Source organism: Scleromatobacter humisilvae (assembly GCF_023231945.1).
In the GTDB taxonomy this organism is placed as follows: domain Bacteria; phylum Pseudomonadota; class Gammaproteobacteria; order Burkholderiales; family Burkholderiaceae_C; genus Scleromatobacter; species Scleromatobacter humisilvae.
Genome location: NZ_JAJLJH010000002.1, coordinates 258,897 through 275,833 on the forward strand (window position 1 = coordinate 258,897; position 16,937 = coordinate 275,833).

Consider the following 16,937-nt stretch of genomic DNA (forward strand, 5'->3'; position numbering starts at 1 on the left):
GTGCAGGCCGCACCATGTCCGCCAATACCTTCGCAGACCCGGCGCCGCGCCGCCATCCGATGCCCCAACGCCCCGCCGACACCCGCCAATACGGCGACGACGGCCTGTTCCAGCGCCTCGTCCGGCGCCTGCGCGACCTGCTGATCATGGGCCTGGTCGGCCCGGCCGCCGGCGCGCTGGCGATCGTCGCGATCCACTTCGCGATGACGCTGCAGCAGCCCCGCCCCGACCTGGCCGCCGAGAGTGCCCGCCGGGCCGAGGCCGAACGCGCGCTCGCGATCCTCGAGGACCGCTATCCCGGCACGGCGGCGCCGTCCGCGGGCCCGGTGGCACCGCCGCCGCAGATGCCCACGCTCACCGCGGCCGATTTCAAGGACTCGGAGCCGACGCCCGACGCCCGCCACATGGCCGACTGGGTCGTCGCGCGCCACGACAACGGCCGCATGTCCTTCGTCGTCCTCGACAAGCGCGACGCGCGCCTCTACGTCTTCAAGCCGAATGGCGAGTTGGTCGGCGACACGCCCGTGCTGCTCGGCTCGGCGCACGGCGACGAGACCTTCCCGGGCATCGGCGACGTGCCCATCGCGCAGGTCAAGCCCTACCAACGCACGACCGCCGCCGGACGCTTCGTGACGCGCCCCGGCCTGGACGCCGACCACACCGACGTCGTCTGGCTGGACTACGACGCGGCGCTCGCGATGCACCGCGTCATCAACAAGGTCAAGGCCGAGCACCGCCTGCAGCACCTGGCCAACCCGAATCCGAAGGCGCGCCGCATCTCGTGGGGGTGCATCAACATCCCGATCCCGTTCTTCGACGCCTACATCTCGCCGGTGTTCGGCAAGCGCCCGGGCGTGACCTACGTGATCCCCGAGCGCAAGACCTTCGCCGAGGTGTTCGAGCAGGGCGCGCCGACCCAGTCGGTCGCGACGCTGGAATCGAGCACGCTGGCCCCGAAGGACGTGGCGCAGCGCTGACCCGCGTGCGCCCCAGGGAAGCTGCGTGGCCGACAAGGACTCCGTCTTCGCACCGCGCCACGACATGACGCCGGCGCAGCAATGCCTCGCGCACCCGCGCGCGTTCGCGTGGCGCGTGCTGTGCGGCTTCCGCGCCAACCAGGGCCTGCTGCTGGCCGGCGCGATCGCGTATTACGCGCTGCTGTCCATCATCCCGCTGCTGATCCTCAGCGTGATCGCGTTGTCGCACGTCATCCCCGAGCACGAGTTGCTGGCCACCATCGGCCGCTACCTCGCGTGGCTGGTGCCCAGCCAGTCCAACGCGGTCGTCACCGAGCTGCACGGCTTCCTCGACCACCGCGACGTCGTCAGCTGGCTGCTGCTCGGCTCGATGCTGTTCTTCAGCTCGCTGGCGTTCGCGGTGCTGGAGAACGCGCTGTCGGTGATCTTCGTGCACCGCATCATCGATCGCCAGCGCTCGTGGGTGATGAAGCTGCTGATGCCCTACGTCTACGTGGCCTGCCTGGCGATCGGCCTGCTGCTGGTGACGCTGGTCGCCGAGGCGCTGGTCAACCTCGGCGAGTACCAGATCGGCCTGTTCGGCCGCGAGTTCTCGCTCGGTCGCTTCTCGCACCTGCTGCTGTACCTGCTGGGACTGGCCGGCGAGACGGTGCTGCTGACCTCGATCTACGTCGTCATGCCCGCCGGCCGGCTGGACGTTCGCCATGCGCTGCTGGGCGCCGTCTCGGCGGTGCTGCTGTGGGAGGTCACGCGCCACGTGCTCGTCTGGTATTTCGCGACGCTGTCGCAGGTGGGCGTCGTCTACGGCTCGATGACGACCACCATCGTCGTGCTGCTGAGCCTGGAGCTCGGCGCGACGCTCGTGCTGCTGGGCGCGCAGGTGATCTCGGAATACGAGCGCCTGGTCGCGCACGCGCCGAAACCGCCGCCGGCCGATCTCGTGATCCATCCGACCTGAGCGCGCGTTCAGCGGGACAGGAAGTACCGTCCAGCGCGGCAGTCCATACGGTAAAAGCTACCGATCAGACGATGCATGAAGAGAGCGCCCACGGGGGTGGAAACCCGTGCCACGCCCGGCTACGCCCGGTGAAACCAGGCCAGGCGGAGCGGCACCGGTGTAGGACTCGTCTGGCATGGAAACTGCAGAGCAGTCGAACGCGAGGTGGCATGTCCTGAACCGACATGCCACTCGACGACGACCTGGAGACCGACGCTCATGACCATCATGGAAAGCCGCCCCGTGGCGGATCCCGCCACTGAGATGCAGCAACTGCTTGGCGCTTTGGTGCAGCTTCGAAAGGGGGATCCGACGGTTCGATTGCCCATCCACTGGTCGGGCGTCGCGGGCCGGGTGGCCGATGCGTTCAACGACGTCGTCGAGCAGAATGCCAACATGGCCGAGGAGCTCGCGCGGCTGCGCCAGGTGGTCGGCAAGGAAGGCAAGCTCAAGCAGCGCGCGTCGCTGCGCGAGGCGCGCGGCTTCTGGGGCGAGTCGATCGACTGCATCAACTCGCTGATAGACGACCTCGTGCACCCGACCAGCGAAGTGGCGCGTGTGATCGGCGCCGTGGCGCAGGGCGACCTGAGCAAGAGCATGGCGCTGGAAGTCGATGCGCGTCCGCTCGAGGGCGAATTCCTGCGCACGGCCAAGACCATCAACAAGATGGTCGACCAGCTCGGCAACTTCTCGGCGGAAGTGACGCGCGTGGCGCGCGAGGTCGGCACCGAAGGCAAGCTGGGCGGCCAGGCCAAGGTCAAGGGCGTGGCGGGCACGTGGAAGGATCTCACCGACTCCGTCAACTCGATGGCCGGCAACCTGACCGACCAGGTGCGCAACATCGCCGACGTGACGACGGCCGTGGCCAAGGGCGACCTCTCCAAGAAGATCGACGTCGACGTCAAGGGCGAGTTCCTGACGGTGAAGAACACGATCAACACCATGGTCGACCAGCTGCGTTCGTTCGCGTCCGAAGTGACGCGGGTGGCGCGCGAGGTCGGCACCGAAGGCTCGCTCGGCGGCCAGGCGCGCGTCGAAGGCGTCTCGGGCACGTGGAAGGACTTGACCGACTCCGTGAATTCGATGGCCGGCAACCTCACGTCCCAGGTGCGCAACATCGCCGAGGTGACCAAGGCCGTGGCGCAGGGCGACCTGTCCAAGAAGATCACGGTGGACGTCAAGGGCGAGATCCTCGAGCTGAAGAACACCGTCAACACGATGGTCGACCAGCTGCGATCATTCGCCGCGGAAGTGACGCGGGTGGCGCGCGAGGTGGGCACCGAAGGCAAGCTGGGCGGCCAGGCTGACGTGCAGGGCGTGGCCGGCACGTGGAAGGACCTGACCGAGTCGGTCAACTTCATGGCCGGCAACCTCACGTCGCAGGTCCGGAACATCGCCGAGGTGACGACGGCCGTGGCGGCCGGTGACCTGTCGAAGAAGATCACCGTCGACGTCAAGGGCGAGATCTCCGAGCTGAAGAACACGATCAACACCATGGTCGACCAGCTGCGCTCGTTCGCCGCGGAAGTGACGCGGGTCGCGCGCGAGGTCGGCACCGAAGGCAAGCTGGGCGGCCAGGCCGAGGTGCAGGGCGTGGCCGGCACGTGGAAGGACCTGACCGACTCGGTGAACTCGATGGCGTCGAACCTGACGTCCCAGGTGCGCAACATCGCCGACGTGACCAAGGCCGTGGCGGCGGGCGACCTGTCCAAGAAGATCACCGTCGACGTCAAGGGCGAGATCCTCGAGCTGAAGGCCACGATCAACACCATGGTCGACCAGCTGTCGTCGTTCGCCGCGGAAGTGACGCGGGTGGCGCGCGAGGTCGGCACCGAAGGGCGTCTCGGCGGCCAGGCGGACGTGCAGGGCGTGTCGGGCACGTGGAAGGACCTGACCGACTCCGTGAACTCGATGGCCGGCAACCTCACGTCTCAAGTCCGGAACATCGCCGACGTGACCAAGGCCGTGGCGGCGGGTGACCTGTCGAAGAAGATCACCGTGGACGTCAAGGGCGAGATCCTCGAGCTGAAGGCGACGATCAACACCATGGTCGACCAGCTGCGATCGTTCGCGGCCGAAGTGACGCGGGTGGCACGCGAGGTCGGCACCGAAGGCAAGCTCGGCGGCCAGGCCGACGTGCAGGGCGTGGCGGGCACGTGGAAGGATTTGACCGAGTCGGTGAACTTCATGGCCGGCAACCTGACGTCGCAGGTGCGCAACATCGCGGAAGTGACGACGGCCGTGGCGGCCGGCGACTTGTCGAAGAAGATCACCGTCGACGTCAAGGGCGAGATCTCCGAGCTGAAGAACACGATCAACACCATGGTCGACCAGCTGTCGTCGTTCGCCGCGGAAGTGACGCGGGTCGCACGCGAGGTGGGTACCGAAGGCAAGCTCGGTGGCCAGGCGGACGTGCAGGGCGTGTCCGGCACGTGGAAGGACCTGACCGACTCCGTCAACTCGATGGCCGGCAACCTCACGTCCCAGGTGCGCAACATCGCCGACGTGACCAAGGCCGTGGCGCAGGGCGACCTGTCCAAGAAGATCACCGTCGACGTCAAGGGCGAGATCCTCGAACTCAAGGCCACCGTCAACACGATGGTCGACCAGCTGCGCTCCTTCGCCGCGGAAGTGACGCGCGTCGCGCGCGAGGTCGGCACCGAAGGGCGTCTCGGCGGCCAGGCGCAGGTGCAAGGCGTGTCGGGCACGTGGAAGGACCTGACCGACAACGTTAACTTCATGGCCGGCAACCTCACGTCGCAGGTGCGCGGCATCGCCAAGGTCGTGACGGCCGTGGCCGACGGCGACCTGAAGCTGAAGCTGACCGTGGAGGCCAAGGGCGAGATCGCCGCGCTGGCCGACACCATCAACGCGATGACGTCGACGCTCGCGACCTTCGCCGACCAGGTGACGACCGTGGCGCGCGAGGTGGGCGTCGAGGGCAAGCTGGGCGGCCAGGCCAAGGTGCCGGGCGCGTCGGGCACGTGGAAGGCGCTGACCGAGAACGTCAATGAACTCGCCGCCAACCTCACGACGCAGGTGCGCGCGATCGCCGAGGTCGCCACCGCGGTGACGCAGGGCGACCTGACGCGCTCGATCACCGTCGAGACGCAGGGCGAGGTCGCGTCGCTGAAGGACACGATCAACGAGATGATCCGCAACCTCAAGGACACGACGCAGAAGAACACCGAGCAGGACTGGCTCAAGACCAACCTCGCCAAGTTCAGCCGGATGCTGCAGGGCCAGAAGGACCTGGTGACCGTGGGCCATCTGATCCTGTCCGAGCTGGCGCCGGTGGTGGGCGCACAGCAGGCCGAGTTCTACGTGCTCAACGCGACAAGCGACGCGCCGCGGCTGCGCCTGTTCGCGAGCTACGCGTCGGGCGGCCAGAACACGCATGGCAAGGAAGTGCATCTCGGCGAGGGCCTGGTCGGCCAATGCGCTGTGGACAAGCGCAAGGTGCTGCTGACCAATGTGCCCTCCAGCGCGTTCCGCGTGGCCTCGGGCCTCAGCGAGAGCACCGCGATGGACGTGCTGGTGCTGCCCATCGTGTTCGAGGGCCAGCTGCGCGGGGTGCTCGAGCTCGCATCGCTGGAGCGCTTCAACCCGGTGCACGAGGCCTTCCTAGACCAGCTGACCGAGTCGATCGGCATCGTGATCAACACCATCGAGGCGAACTCGCGCACCGAGGACCTGCTGAAGCAATCGCAGTCGCTGGCCGAGGAACTCGGCTCGCGCCAGGAGGAGCTGCAGCAGACCAACCAGGAGCTGGGCGACAAGGCGCGGCTGCTGGCGCACCAGAACCAGGAGGTCGAGCGCAAGAACCAGGAAGTGGAGCAGGCGCGGCAGGCGCTGGAAGAAAAGGCCGAACAGCTCGCGCTGACGTCCAAGTACAAGTCCGAGTTCCTGGCCAACATGTCGCACGAGCTGCGCACCCCGCTCAACAGCCTGCTGATCCTGTCGGACCAGCTGTGCAAGAACCCGGACGGCAACCTGTCGGCCAAGCAGGTGGAGTTCTCGAAGACGATCCACTCGTCCGGCAACGACCTGCTGATGCTGATCAACGACATCCTCGACCTCTCGAAGATCGAGTCCGGCACGGTCGCGGTGGACGCGAGCGAGCTGCGCGTCGACGACCTGCACCGCTCGGTGGAACGCGGCTTCCGCCACTTCGCCGAGTCCAAGCATGTCGACTTCGTCGTCGAACTCAACCATCCGCTGCCCAAGACGATGGTCACCGACGTCAAGCGTCTGCAGCAGATCATCAAGAACCTGCTGTCCAACGCGTTCAAGTTCACGCACGAGGGGCAGGTCACGTTCAGCATCTCCACCGCCACCAGCGGCTGGTCGGTGGACAACGACGAGCTGCATCGCGCCGGCACCGTGCTGGCGTTCTCGGTGCGCGATACGGGCATCGGTATCTCGCCGGACAAGCAGCAGATCATCTTCGAGGCCTTCCAGCAGGCCGACGGCTCGACCTCCCGCAAGTACGGCGGCACCGGCCTGGGCCTGGCGATCAGCCGGGAGCTGTCCAAGCTGCTGGGCGGCGAGATCCGCCTGGTCAGCTCGCCGGGCAAGGGCAGCGAGTTCACGCTGTACCTGCCGCAGAGCTACAACCCCGCGCGCAGCGGGCGTCACGCACGCCCGGCCGCGCCCGTCGCGACCGAAGCCGAGACGACCGCCCGCGCACGCAGCGCGCCGGCCGGCGAATCGCAGGACGGCCTCGGCGACTGGCGCTACGAGGAACGCGAGAAGCAGTCCGCCGATTCCGTCGCCTTCGCCAACGCGGCGGACGACGACCGCGGCAACATCGCCACCGGCGACCGCGTGCTGCTCATCGTCGAGAACGACCTGGCCTTCGCGCGCATCCTGCTCGCCAGCGCGCGCGCGGCCGGCTTCAAGGGCCTGGTCACCAGCACGGGCGCGAGCGCGCTGACGATGGCGCGCGAGTTCCATCCGGCCGTGATCACGCTCGACATCCACCTGCCCGACATGCCGGGCTGGCGAATCCTCGATCGCCTGAAGGGGGATCTCGTGACGCGGCACATTCCGATCTGCGTCGTCTCGACCGACGACGCGCGCGACCGCGCGCTGCAGTCCGGCGCGCTGGGCTTCCTGGCCAAGCCGCTGCAGTCCTCCGACGAGGCCGATGCCGTCATCGCGCAGCTGCACACCTACGCGGAGCGCGGCACCAAGCGCCTGGCGGTCGTGATGCCGCCGTCGGCGCGGCGCAGCGCGTTCATCGCGACGCTGGACACCGACGTCGACGTCGTGCTCGCCGAGGATCGCGAGTCCGCGCGCCACGCGCTGGCCGGCGCCGACGCGCTGGTGGTGGAGGACACGCTGGCCGACTTCGGCCCCGAGGACGTCCTCGACATCATCGCCGAGCGCCACGGCATCTGCCAGCTGCCGGTGGTGCTGTACCACGGCAGCGCAAGCGAGACGGGCAACTGGAACCAGCGCCGCGCCGGATTGACCATCGCGGAGGCCAGCTCGCTGCCCGAGCTGCGCATGCAGACGGCGCTGTGGCTGCATCGCAGCCCGTCGTCGCTGTCGGACGCCGACCGCGACGCGATCGAAGGCCTGATGGTCGACGGCGACGTGCTCAAGGGCCGCAAGGCGCTGATCGTCGACGACGACATGCGCAACATCTTCGCGCTCGCCACCGTGCTGGACGAGGAGGGCATGATCATCGTGTCGGCCGACAACGGCCGCGAGGCCATCCGGCTGGTGCAGGAGGATCCGACGATCGACATCGTGCTGATGGACATCATGATGCCGGAGATGGACGGCATCGCGACGATGCAGGAGATCCGCAAGCTGCCGCGCGGCCGCGAGCTGCCGATGGTGGCGGTGACGGCCAAGGCGATGAAAGGCGATCGCCAGAAGTGCATCGAGGCGGGGGCCTGGGACTACATCTCCAAGCCGGTCGATCCACGCCACCTGATGTCCGTGCTGAGGGGGTGGCTGTGCCGATGAGCGCCGTTTCCGCAACGTCCGCGGCCGCCGCGGCACCGTCCAGCATCTGGGGCGGCCTCGACGGTCCGGCCGATCGCGCGGACATCCTGATCGTCGACGACCTGCCCGAGAAGCTGCTCGTGTTCGAGACGGTGCTGGGCGACCTGAACCAGAACCTGGTCTTCGCGCGCTCCGGCGCGGACGCGCTGCGCCAGATCCTGCGGCGCGACTTCGCGGTGATCCTGCTGGACGTCAACATGCCGGACATGGACGGCTTCGAGACGGCCACGCTGATCCGCCGCTACAAGCGCGCCGCGCACACGCCCATCATCTTCATCACGTCGTACGCCGACGAGATGCAGACGGCGCGCGGCTATTCGCTGGGCGCGGTCGACTACATCCCGTCACCCGTGGTGCCCGAGGTTCTGCGTTCGAAGATCCGCGTGTTCGTCGAGCTGCACATCCTGCAGCGCCGCATCGCGCGCCAGGCCGAGGAGCGCGTCGCGCTGGCGGCGTCCGAGGCGGCGCTGCGGCTGGCGGAGGAGTCGACGCGGCGCTCCAGCCTGCTCGCCGGGCTGAGCCATGCGCTGAGTGGCGTGCTCGACCTGCGCCAGGGCATCCACGCGCTGCTCACGCACGTGGTGCCGGCGCTGGCCGCCAATGCGACGGTGGCGCTGGTCGACGAGCGCGGCGTCGTCACGCACGCGGCCACGCGGTCCAGCCTGTTCGAGGACGACGCCGCGAGCGTCGAGCTTTCACCCTCGGCCTTGCCCAGCGCGCACTTCGCGCTGCTGCGCGAAGCGCTCGAGGCGCCGGCCGACGCGCCTGCCCGCACCGCCAATTTCGTCGACGGCGCGTTGCAGATGCTGCCGCTGATCCACGGCGACCGCTTCATCGGCGGGCTGTGGATCGACGGCGAACTGACGGCGCTGTCGGCCGCGCTGCTCGACGAGGTGGCCGCGCGCGCGGCGATCGCGTTCGCCACGGCCAGCCTCTACGGTGCGCTGCAGGTGGAGATCGCCGAGCGGCGGCAGGCCGAGGCGCGCCTCGAGGAGGCCAGCCGGCGCAAGGACGAATTCCTCGCGATGCTGGCCCACGAGCTGCGCAATCCGCTCGCGCCGATCCGCAACGCGGTCGAACTGATCCGACTGGCCGCGCCGGCCGAGGCCAAGGTGCGCTGGGCCGCCGACGTCACCGACCGCCAGGTGCGCCAGCTGACGCGGCTGGTCGACGAGCTGCTGGATGTCGCGCGCATCAGCCAGGGCAAGGTGGTGCTGCAGACGCAGTGCCTCGACCTCGTGACGCTGGTGACGCAGGCCATCGACTCGCAGCGCGACATGCTGCACAAGCGCCACCAGACGCTGACGCTGTCGCTGCCGGACAAGCCGGTCAACCTCAACGGCGATGCCACGCGGCTCGCGCAGGTCGTCAACAACCTGCTGTCCAACGCGATCAAGTACACGCCCGAGGGCGGTGCGATCTCGGTCAGCGTCGCGCACGAGCCGGGCGGCCCCGGGGAGTTCGCGTTGCTGGAGGTCAGCGACAACGGCATCGGCATCGACGCCGATCTCCTGCCGCACGTGTTCGAGCTGTTCGAGCAGGGCAAGCGCGCGCTCGATCGCACGCAGGGCGGCCTGGGCGTGGGCCTGACGCTGGTGCAGCGCCTGGTGCAGCTGCATGGCGGCGAGGTGGTGGCCACGAGTGCCGGGGCCGGGCAGGGCTCGCAGTTCCGCGTGCTGCTGCCGTGCCTGGGCGATGTCGAGGAGCCGGTCGCGCCGGAGCGCAGCGAGCAGCTGCCGGCGGCGACGGTGGCGCGTCGCATCCTCGTGGTCGACGACAACGTCGACGTCGTCGAGACGACGACGATGCTGCTGTCGCTGTCGGGCCATCAGGTCCGCAGCGCCAAGGACGGCCTGCAGGCGCTGCACATCGCCACCGAGTTCCGGCCCGACGTCGTGCTGCTGGACATCGGCCTGCCGCTGATGGATGGCTACGAGGTGGCGCGCCGCCTGCGCCAGACGCCGCAGACCGCGGGCGCGCTGTTGATCGCCTTGACGGGCTACGGCCAGCAGGGCGACCGCCAGCGCGGTCGCGACGCGGGCTTCGACGGGCACATGCTCAAACCCGTCGACCCGCACGCGCTGGCGAAGATGATCGAGGGCTGAGGCCGGACGGCGGGGGGCGGCGCCGTGAACGCGGCCCGTTCAGGTCGCGAAGGTCGTCCGCGAGAACGGCGACGGCGCGCGCCCGGCCGCGGGGCTGGGCGGCGACTCGCGCCGCACGGGCTTGGGCGCGATGACGCGATCCAGGCGAGTCAGCAGCGTGGGCACGCGCAACGGCTTGTGCCAGACGTCGCAGAACGTCGTGCCGGCCGGCATGAACTCCGCCTCGGCGGTGACGGCGATGGCCGGGATCTCCTCCCAGCCCGACACCCGGCGCATGCGCTCCAGCAGCTCCGTGCCGTGGCAATCGGGCAGGCGCAGGTCCAGCAGCAGCAGCGAGGGCTTGAGCTGCAGGGTGGTGGCCATCGCAGACGCCCCGTCGATGGCGATCACCAGTTCCAGTTCGGGCCTCAACTCGAACACCGTCTGCATCAGCAGCACGTTGACCGGGTGATCCTCGACATACAGCACCACATCACGCATCTCGTTCCCCTGCTGGCCGGCTTTGCCGGGCGTGTCACCTCGACCCGAGGGACTGTGGAGCAATCGGCGTTCCCGCGGATCCCCCATTTTGAGGGGGACTGAGGGATCGGAACCGGCACGACCGTCGGCAACTCTTGCGCGCGCGTGGCCGCGGTACGTCGCTTGCCAGTTTCGGGGCATCGGGCCGTCGCCCGCCACCCACAAGGAACTGACCATGACCTCCACCCGAATCCACTCCATGATCGCCGGCCTGGCCCTCGTCGCCACCCTGGGCGCCTGCTCCGACATGACGCCGCGCGAACACAGCACCGCCGTTGGCGCGGGCGTCGGCGGCGTCGCCGGCGCCGTGCTGACCGGCACGCCTGAAGGCGCCGCGGTCGGCGCCGCGGCCGGCGGCGTGATCGGCAACCAGATCAAGCGCTGATCGCTCCTGACCAGAAGAAACGGCACCCGCGGGTGCCGTTCTTCTTGACGGAGGCCGGATCACTCCGGCGTGACGTCGACGACCTTGTCCGCGGCGTATTCCTTCAGCCGGTTGTAGAGCGTCTTCAGGCTCACGCCCAGCGCGGCGGCCGTGCGTTCCTTCTGCTGGTTGAAGTGCTCCAGCGTGGCCAGGATCAGCTGGCGCTCGGCCTCGGCCATCGAGGTGCCGATCGGGATCGTGATCGACGGCCCGCCGCTGGCGGACGATGCGGCCGGCGCAGTTGCAGGGGCAGACGACGGCGCAGCGCTGCGCGGCGTGAGGGTCGTCGAATAGGCGCTGTTGGCCCCGTGCGGATCGTCGGGCAGCCATTCCTCGTTGATCGAGTTGCCCGAGGCCATCACGTAGGCGCGCTGGACCACGTTGCGCAGCTCGCGCACGTTGCCGGGCCAGCGGTAGGCGGTCAGGCGGGTCAGCGCACCGGGCGTGAAGTTCTTGGAGGTGCCTTCGCGCTCGCAGATGGCCGTCAGGAAGTGCTGTGCCAGCAACGGCACGTCCTCCGAACGGTCGCGCAGCGGCGGCAGCTCGATCGGGAAGACGTTCAGTCGGTACAGCAGGTCTTCGCGCAGCTTGCCCGAGGACACGGCGAGCTCCGGCGGGCGGTTGGTGGCGGCGATGACGCGGACATCGGTCTCCTGCGCGACGGTCGAGCCGACGCGCATGAACATGCCCGTCTCGAGCACGCGCAGCAGCTTGACCTGTAGCTCCAGCGGCATCTCGGTGATCTCGTCGAGGAACAGCGTGCCGCCGTGGGCGCGCTCGAAGAAGCCCTGGTGTTGGCGATCGGCGCCGGTGAAGCTGCCTTTCTCGTGGCCGAAGATCTCGCTCTCGATCAGGTTGGGCGAGATCGCGCCGCAGTTGACGGCCAGGAATGGATGCTTGCGGCGGCGGCTGAGGTCATGCACCGTTTGCGCGACGACCTCCTTGCCGGTTCCGCTCTCGCCGGTGATGAATACTGACACGGCGGTGACGGCAACGCGCGAGATCTGCTCGTAGATGCGCCGCATCGGCGCCGAACGTCCCCACAGATGGCCGAAATGCCCGGACGCCTCCCATTCGGCGGTCAGCGAGGCCAGCTCGGCCTGGATCGCGGACGGCCGCATGACGCGCGACAGGATGCCCTGCAGCTGCTTCATGTTGATCGGCTTGACGAGGTAGTCGGCCGCCCCCATGCGCAGCGCCTGGATCGAGCTCTCGAGGCTGGCGTGGCCGGTGATCAGTACGATCTCGGAATTGGCGACGAGCTGGGCATCCTGGAACAGGTCCATGCCGCTGCCGTCGGGCAGTTGCAGATCCAGCAGCACCAGGTCGGGCAGTTGAAGCACGATCTGGCGGCGGGCGTCCCGCATCGTCCTGGCGATGGCGACGGTGAAGCCCTGGGCGGAGATCAGGGCCGCCATCGTCTCGGCGGAGTCGGCGTCGTCTTCGACGATCAGCGCATGGGTCATGGCAGTCAGTTTCTTCTGGCGGTCGGTCGGCTTGCCGCGAGGGCAGGGGCTCGGCGGGCGTTCCCTCAACCCTCGGGGGCACCGCCCGGCGTCGGCTGAAGTCCAGTGAAGGATACGCCGAGTCAGAGGTGATTCTGCACATGGTCGAGCGAGACGCTTGTCAGACGATAGCTCGACCGCTGGGGGATGTTCACCTACGGTCCAGGGGTGCAGCTGCTCGGGAATGGAGATTGCCGTCGAGCTGGCGACGCCCGGCGTTCACTGAACAATTGCTCACCCGCAAAGGAACTTTTCGTCATGCTGCACATCGTCATCTGGCTGGTCGTCGGCGCGTTCGTCGGACTGGTCTCCGGACTGCTGATGCGGGGCAACGACGACCAGAGCGTGTTCGTCAACGTGCTGGTGGGCGTGCTGGGGGCGCTGATCGCCGGCTGGATCGTCGCGCCGTACTTCGGGCTGCACGCGGGCGACCCGAAGGTGCTCGACTTCGGCGCGCTGTCGGTCGCGCTCGTGGGCGCGATCATCTCGCTGGCGCTGTTGAGCGTCGTGCGCAGTCGACGCCGTTGAGTCGCAGGTGGCATATGGGTTGCCGAACCAGACGGTAGCAACAGCTTTCCACTGGAGACCCCCATGCCCGCACCCTCCATCCGACCCGCCGCCGATCCGCTCGACGACATCGACCGCGAATCCGGTGGCGTCGACGACGTCATGGCGCGCCAGGACCGGGCCGACCTGCCCGGCGAGCGCTCCGATCAACCCAAGTCCGGCAAGGGCGACATCTATCTCGATGCGGCGCGCGAAGTGGCGCGCGAGTCGGTGATCCCGAGCCAGGAGGCGCTGGACGCCGATCGCGACGCCGAGCGCGTCGTCGACGGCGACCCCGACATCGATCTCGCGCGCGACAGCCTCGCGCCCGCGGAGGCCGGCCTCGGCCCCGACGACGACGACACGATCGACGAGACCGAACGCGCCGGCGACGATTCCATTCGCTGAAGTTCCTGCGTTGGCGCCTGGACAGCGTCCTCGCTCGCGGCTCGCCCTGCAAGGGGCGGGCCGCTTTCACGTTCAGGCGGTGACGGCCATGCCGACGACGCAGGCCGCCATGACGGCCGTGGTGATCCAGCCCATCGTGCGCAGCGTTCCCGATATCGCGAACCTGCCCATCGCCTTTTGCTTGGCGGCCACGAGCATCACCGCTGCCAGCATCGGCACCGCGATCACGCCGTTGATCACCGCCGTCCAGAACAGCGCCTTGATCGGGTTGACGTGCACGAAGTTCATCGCGGTGCCCACGAGGGTGGCGACCGCGATGACGGCGTAGAAGCCGCGGGCCTTGCCCGGCTTGCTCTCGAGGCTGCTCTTCCACTGCATCGTCTCGCCCACGGCGTAGGCCGCGCTGCCCGCGAGCACCGGCACCGCGAGGAGGCCGGTGCCGACGATACCCATAGCGAACAGCGCCGACGCGAACTGACCCGCCACCGGCTTGAGCGCCTGCGCGGTCTGGGCGGCGCTCTCGATGTCGTGCACGCCGTGCGCGTGCAGCGTGGCGGCGGTCGTCAGGATGATGAAGAAGGCGACGACGTTGGACGCGCCCATGCCCAGGTAGGTATCGACGCCGATGCGGTGCAGCTGCTCGGTCGCCTGGTGCGGCGCCTCGAGCAGCGGCTTGTCCTCGTCGCAGGCATCGAGGTCCTCGACCTCCTGCGAGGCCTGCCAGAAGAACAGGTACGGGCTGATCGTCGTGCCGAAGATCGCGACGATCGCGGTGACGGCGGCCTTGTCGAACGAGAGCTTCGGCAGGAAGGTGTCGTGCAGCACCTGGCCCCACGGGATCTTCACGAAGAAGCCGATGGCCAGGTAGGCGAACAGCGCCAGCGTCAGCCACTTGAGCACGTGAACGTAGCGGTGGTACGGCACCATCACCTCGAGCACGACCGACAGCAGGCCGAAGGCCACCGTGTACCAGCCGGCCTCGCCGGGCAGCAGCAGGCGCACGGCCGCGCCCATGGCGCCGAGGTCGGCGCCGATGTTGATGGTGTTGGCCACCAGCAGCAGCAACACCAGCGGATACAGCGCCCAGCGCGGATAGTGCTCGCGCAGGTTGCCGGCCAGGCCCTTGCCGGTGACGCGCCCGATGCGCGCGCAGATCAGCTGCGCCGCCACCATCAACGGGTACGAGAACACCATCGTCCACAGCATGCCGGTGCCGAACTGCGCGCCGACCTGCGAATAGGTGCCGATGCCGCTGGGGTCGTCGTCGGACGCGCCGGTGAGCAGGCCGGGGCCGACGAGGGCGGCGAGGCCCTTCTTCTTGCCGTCGCCGTCGCCTGCGGAACGTGTGTTCGGGACGGCGGCGGCGATGGGCTTCATGCCGCGCCACGGCAATGGCCGTGCCGGGCGTTCAGGTCACACTCGGGGTTGCAATGAGCATGCGCGAAAAGGGGAGCACGAGATGAACTGGCTGACCCACCGGGTTCTCGCCGGCGCGGCGATGCTGATGGCATTCGTGGCGATCGGGCTGACCGTCACGTCCGATTTCCATCGCGATCGCCTGGATCTGGCCCGACACACGCTGATGGCGGCTGCCATCCCGCTGGTGCTCTCGGCGCTGATCGCGCTTCGCCTTCGAAAGCGGGAGTGGCGCGACCGACCCGAGAAGGCGCGCCGGCTGGCACTGATCCCTTATGCGACCGCGCTGACCTGGGCCGTGCTGCTCGTGCCGATCCTGGGCTTGACGTTCGATTGAGCGTCGGCCGTCGCACCTAGTCGCAGGCACGGGAGGATTCGTCGGCTGGTGGATCCGCGGAAAGCGTGCGCAGGAATGCGACGAGGTCGCGTCGTTCGAGCGCCGTCAGCAGCGGCGGTTCCAGGCCAGGATCGGCGGCGTGGGGCTGCACCGCGTCGCACAGGCGCGCGGCGCTGCCGTCGTGGAACCAGGGGCCGGTGGCCGCGACGTCGCGCAGCCCCGGCGTGCGGAACCGGTTCGCCGGCTCGCCGGCGTGGCCGGGGTCGAGCACGCCGGGCGCGGTCATCGAATGCACCAGCGAGACGTGGAACGCGTCGTCGCCCAAGGTCGGGCCGGCGTGGCAGGCCGAGCACCCGGCGCGACCGACGAACAGCCGCAGTCCGCGGCGGGCGGCGGCGGGGAATGCGTCGGACGTCGCCGGTTCGATGCCGGCGCCGGCGAGGCGGTCGCGCCAGTCGTCGAAAGGCGCGCGCGGCGTCGCGAGGGTCTCGACATAGGCGGACAGCGCGAGGCCGACCTCGCGCAGCACGCGCTCGTCGTCCGTACCGGGCGGCGCACCGAAGATGCGGGCATGCCGGGCCGAAAGCGCGGCGTCGCTCCGGATCAGGGCCGCGACCTGCGCCGCGTCCGCGGGCATCTCGCGCGGATCCTGCAGCGGCCGCAGGCTCTGCTGCCAGAGCTGGTCGCGCGCGCCGTCCCAGCCGTAGCGGCGATGGCGCGCGGCGTCGAGCAGGCTGGGCGTATTGCGCGAGCCGGCGGCCACGCCCTGGGCGACGACGCGGCCGTCGGCGAAGTGGCGCCACGGCTCGTGGCAGCTGGCGCAGCGCAGGCCGGTCGGCGACAGGCGCGGGCTGTGGAACAGCGCTTCGCCGAACGCGATGCCCTCCGGACTGCCTGACGCGGGATTGGCGGCGTCGCGAACCGGCGCGGGCGGCCACGGGCCGAGCGCGAGGATCGCGGCGCGCTCGGAGGGCGTCAGCGCCGCGGCGTCAGTGGCGGCCGCCGGCGTGTTGCCCGCGAGCACCAGCAGCGCGACCAGCACCGCGCCGGCGAGCAGGGCACCGGCCGCCGCAGCCAGCGAGCGTCGCATCGCCCGGCTACTTGCTGCCCACCGTCTCCGCATGCGCGGACTTCCAGCTGGCGACCGCGCGCTTGAGCGCCGAGTACTCCGAGCACGGCGTGAAGCAGAGCTTGTCGAGCGCCTTCAGGTGCTCCTCGGCCTGCGCGATGTTGCCGGTCATCAGGTAGGCCTCGCCCATGTACTCGTGCGCGCCGCGATGCTTCGGGTTGATCGCGAGGGCCTTGTCGTAGTTCAGGAAGGCGGCGTCGAGGTTGCCGGACCTGCGATAGGCGTAGCCGAGCCAGTTGTGCGCGTCGGCGTCGTGATCGTGCTCCGGGCTGCGCGAGATGTAGGACTCGAGCAGCGTGATCGCCTGCGGGAAGTGCTCGGCGTGGATCTCGTCGACGGCCTGGCTGTATTCCGGATCGACCGAGGACAGCTGGCCGTTGCTCAGCGTGGTCATCCCGCCGCCCCCACCACCGCCGCCTCCGCCTCCGCCGCCCCCACCCCCGCCACCGCCGGAGGCGAATGCGGGGGCCGCGAAGCCGGCGGCCAGCAGCAACACGAAGGACAGGCGGGCGAATGGATGCGAAAGCGATGGCATGAGGAACTCCTCTGGACGTTG

General features: G+C 69.1%; 13 protein-coding genes. 8 read left to right on the forward strand and 5 right to left on the reverse strand.

Annotated elements, in window-relative coordinates; genetic code table 11:
- Window positions 1–59: 59 nt before the first annotated feature.
- From LPC04_RS10545 to LPC04_RS10560, 4 genes are all read left to right on the forward strand, one after another.
- Window positions 60–977 carry a hypothetical protein gene (locus LPC04_RS10545; protein ID WP_275682176.1) on the forward strand — a complete coding sequence of 306 codons (918 nt, stop codon included), beginning with the start codon at window positions 60–62 and terminating at the stop codon, window positions 975–977.
- 64 nt (window positions 978–1,041) lie between these two features.
- The gene (locus tag LPC04_RS10550; protein WP_275682657.1) at window positions 1,042–1,935 is read left to right on the forward strand and encodes a YihY/virulence factor BrkB family protein; all 894 of its coding nucleotides are present in this window, start codon (window positions 1,042–1,044) and stop codon (window positions 1,933–1,935) included.
- 267 nt (window positions 1,936–2,202) lie between these two features.
- Window positions 2,203–7,953: a HAMP domain-containing protein gene (locus tag LPC04_RS10555; RefSeq protein ID WP_420854718.1), complete on the forward strand. Its 5,751-nt coding sequence runs from the start codon at window positions 2,203–2,205 to the stop codon at window positions 7,951–7,953.
- Window positions 7,950–10,097 carry a response regulator gene (locus LPC04_RS10560; protein WP_275682178.1) on the forward strand — a complete coding sequence of 716 codons (2,148 nt, stop codon included), beginning with the start codon at window positions 7,950–7,952 and terminating at the stop codon, window positions 10,095–10,097. The genes LPC04_RS10555 and LPC04_RS10560 overlap by 4 nt, the downstream gene beginning before the upstream one ends.
- A gap of 39 nt (window positions 10,098–10,136) precedes the next feature.
- Here LPC04_RS10560 and LPC04_RS10565 read toward each other — a convergent pair whose 3' ends face one another.
- Window positions 10,137–10,577 (reverse strand): response regulator, encoded by a 441-nt coding sequence (locus LPC04_RS10565; RefSeq protein WP_275682179.1) that lies wholly within the window; start codon window positions 10,575–10,577, stop codon window positions 10,137–10,139.
- Between the two features lie 214 nt (window positions 10,578–10,791).
- On the opposite strand from LPC04_RS10565, the gene LPC04_RS10570 reads away from it, so the two are divergent.
- Window positions 10,792–11,001, forward strand: a complete 210-nt coding sequence (locus LPC04_RS10570) for a YMGG-like glycine zipper-containing protein (RefSeq protein ID WP_275682180.1) — start codon at window positions 10,792–10,794, stop codon at window positions 10,999–11,001.
- Between the two features lie 59 nt (window positions 11,002–11,060).
- Here LPC04_RS10570 and LPC04_RS10575 read toward each other — a convergent pair whose 3' ends face one another.
- On the reverse strand, window positions 11,061–12,506 hold the full coding sequence (locus tag LPC04_RS10575) for a sigma-54-dependent transcriptional regulator (protein ID WP_275682181.1): 1,446 nt from the start codon (window positions 12,504–12,506) through the stop codon (window positions 11,061–11,063).
- A 297-nt stretch (window positions 12,507–12,803) separates the two neighbouring features.
- Here LPC04_RS10575 and LPC04_RS10580 point away from each other — a divergent pair, with 297 nt between their 5' ends.
- A complete protein-coding gene (locus LPC04_RS10580; protein WP_275682182.1) occupies window positions 12,804–13,073 on the forward strand; it encodes a GlsB/YeaQ/YmgE family stress response membrane protein in 270 nt (89 codons plus the stop codon).
- 63 nt (window positions 13,074–13,136) lie between these two features.
- Window positions 13,137–13,499 (forward strand): hypothetical protein, encoded by a 363-nt coding sequence (locus LPC04_RS10585; protein WP_275682183.1) that lies wholly within the window; start codon window positions 13,137–13,139, stop codon window positions 13,497–13,499.
- Window positions 13,500–13,571: 72 nt separating this feature from the next.
- On the opposite strand, the gene LPC04_RS10590 is transcribed toward LPC04_RS10585, so the two are convergent.
- Window positions 13,572–14,876 (reverse strand): NRAMP family divalent metal transporter, encoded by a 1,305-nt coding sequence (locus tag LPC04_RS10590; RefSeq protein ID WP_275682184.1) that lies wholly within the window; start codon window positions 14,874–14,876, stop codon window positions 13,572–13,574.
- Window positions 14,877–14,958: 82 nt separating this feature from the next.
- On the opposite strand from LPC04_RS10590, the gene LPC04_RS10595 reads away from it, so the two are divergent.
- Window positions 14,959–15,252, forward strand: coding sequence for a hypothetical protein (locus LPC04_RS10595; RefSeq protein WP_275682185.1), 294 nt, complete (start codon window positions 14,959–14,961; stop codon window positions 15,250–15,252).
- 16 nt (window positions 15,253–15,268) lie between these two features.
- Here LPC04_RS10595 and LPC04_RS10600 read toward each other — a convergent pair whose 3' ends face one another.
- Window positions 15,269–16,342 (reverse strand): cytochrome-c peroxidase, encoded by a 1,074-nt coding sequence (locus LPC04_RS10600; RefSeq protein ID WP_275682186.1) that lies wholly within the window; start codon window positions 16,340–16,342, stop codon window positions 15,269–15,271.
- Window positions 16,343–16,349: 7 nt separating this feature from the next.
- The gene (locus LPC04_RS10605) at window positions 16,350–16,916 is read right to left on the reverse strand and encodes a tetratricopeptide repeat protein (RefSeq protein ID WP_275682187.1); all 567 of its coding nucleotides are present in this window, start codon (window positions 16,914–16,916) and stop codon (window positions 16,350–16,352) included.
- Window positions 16,917–16,937 lie beyond the last annotated feature (21 nt).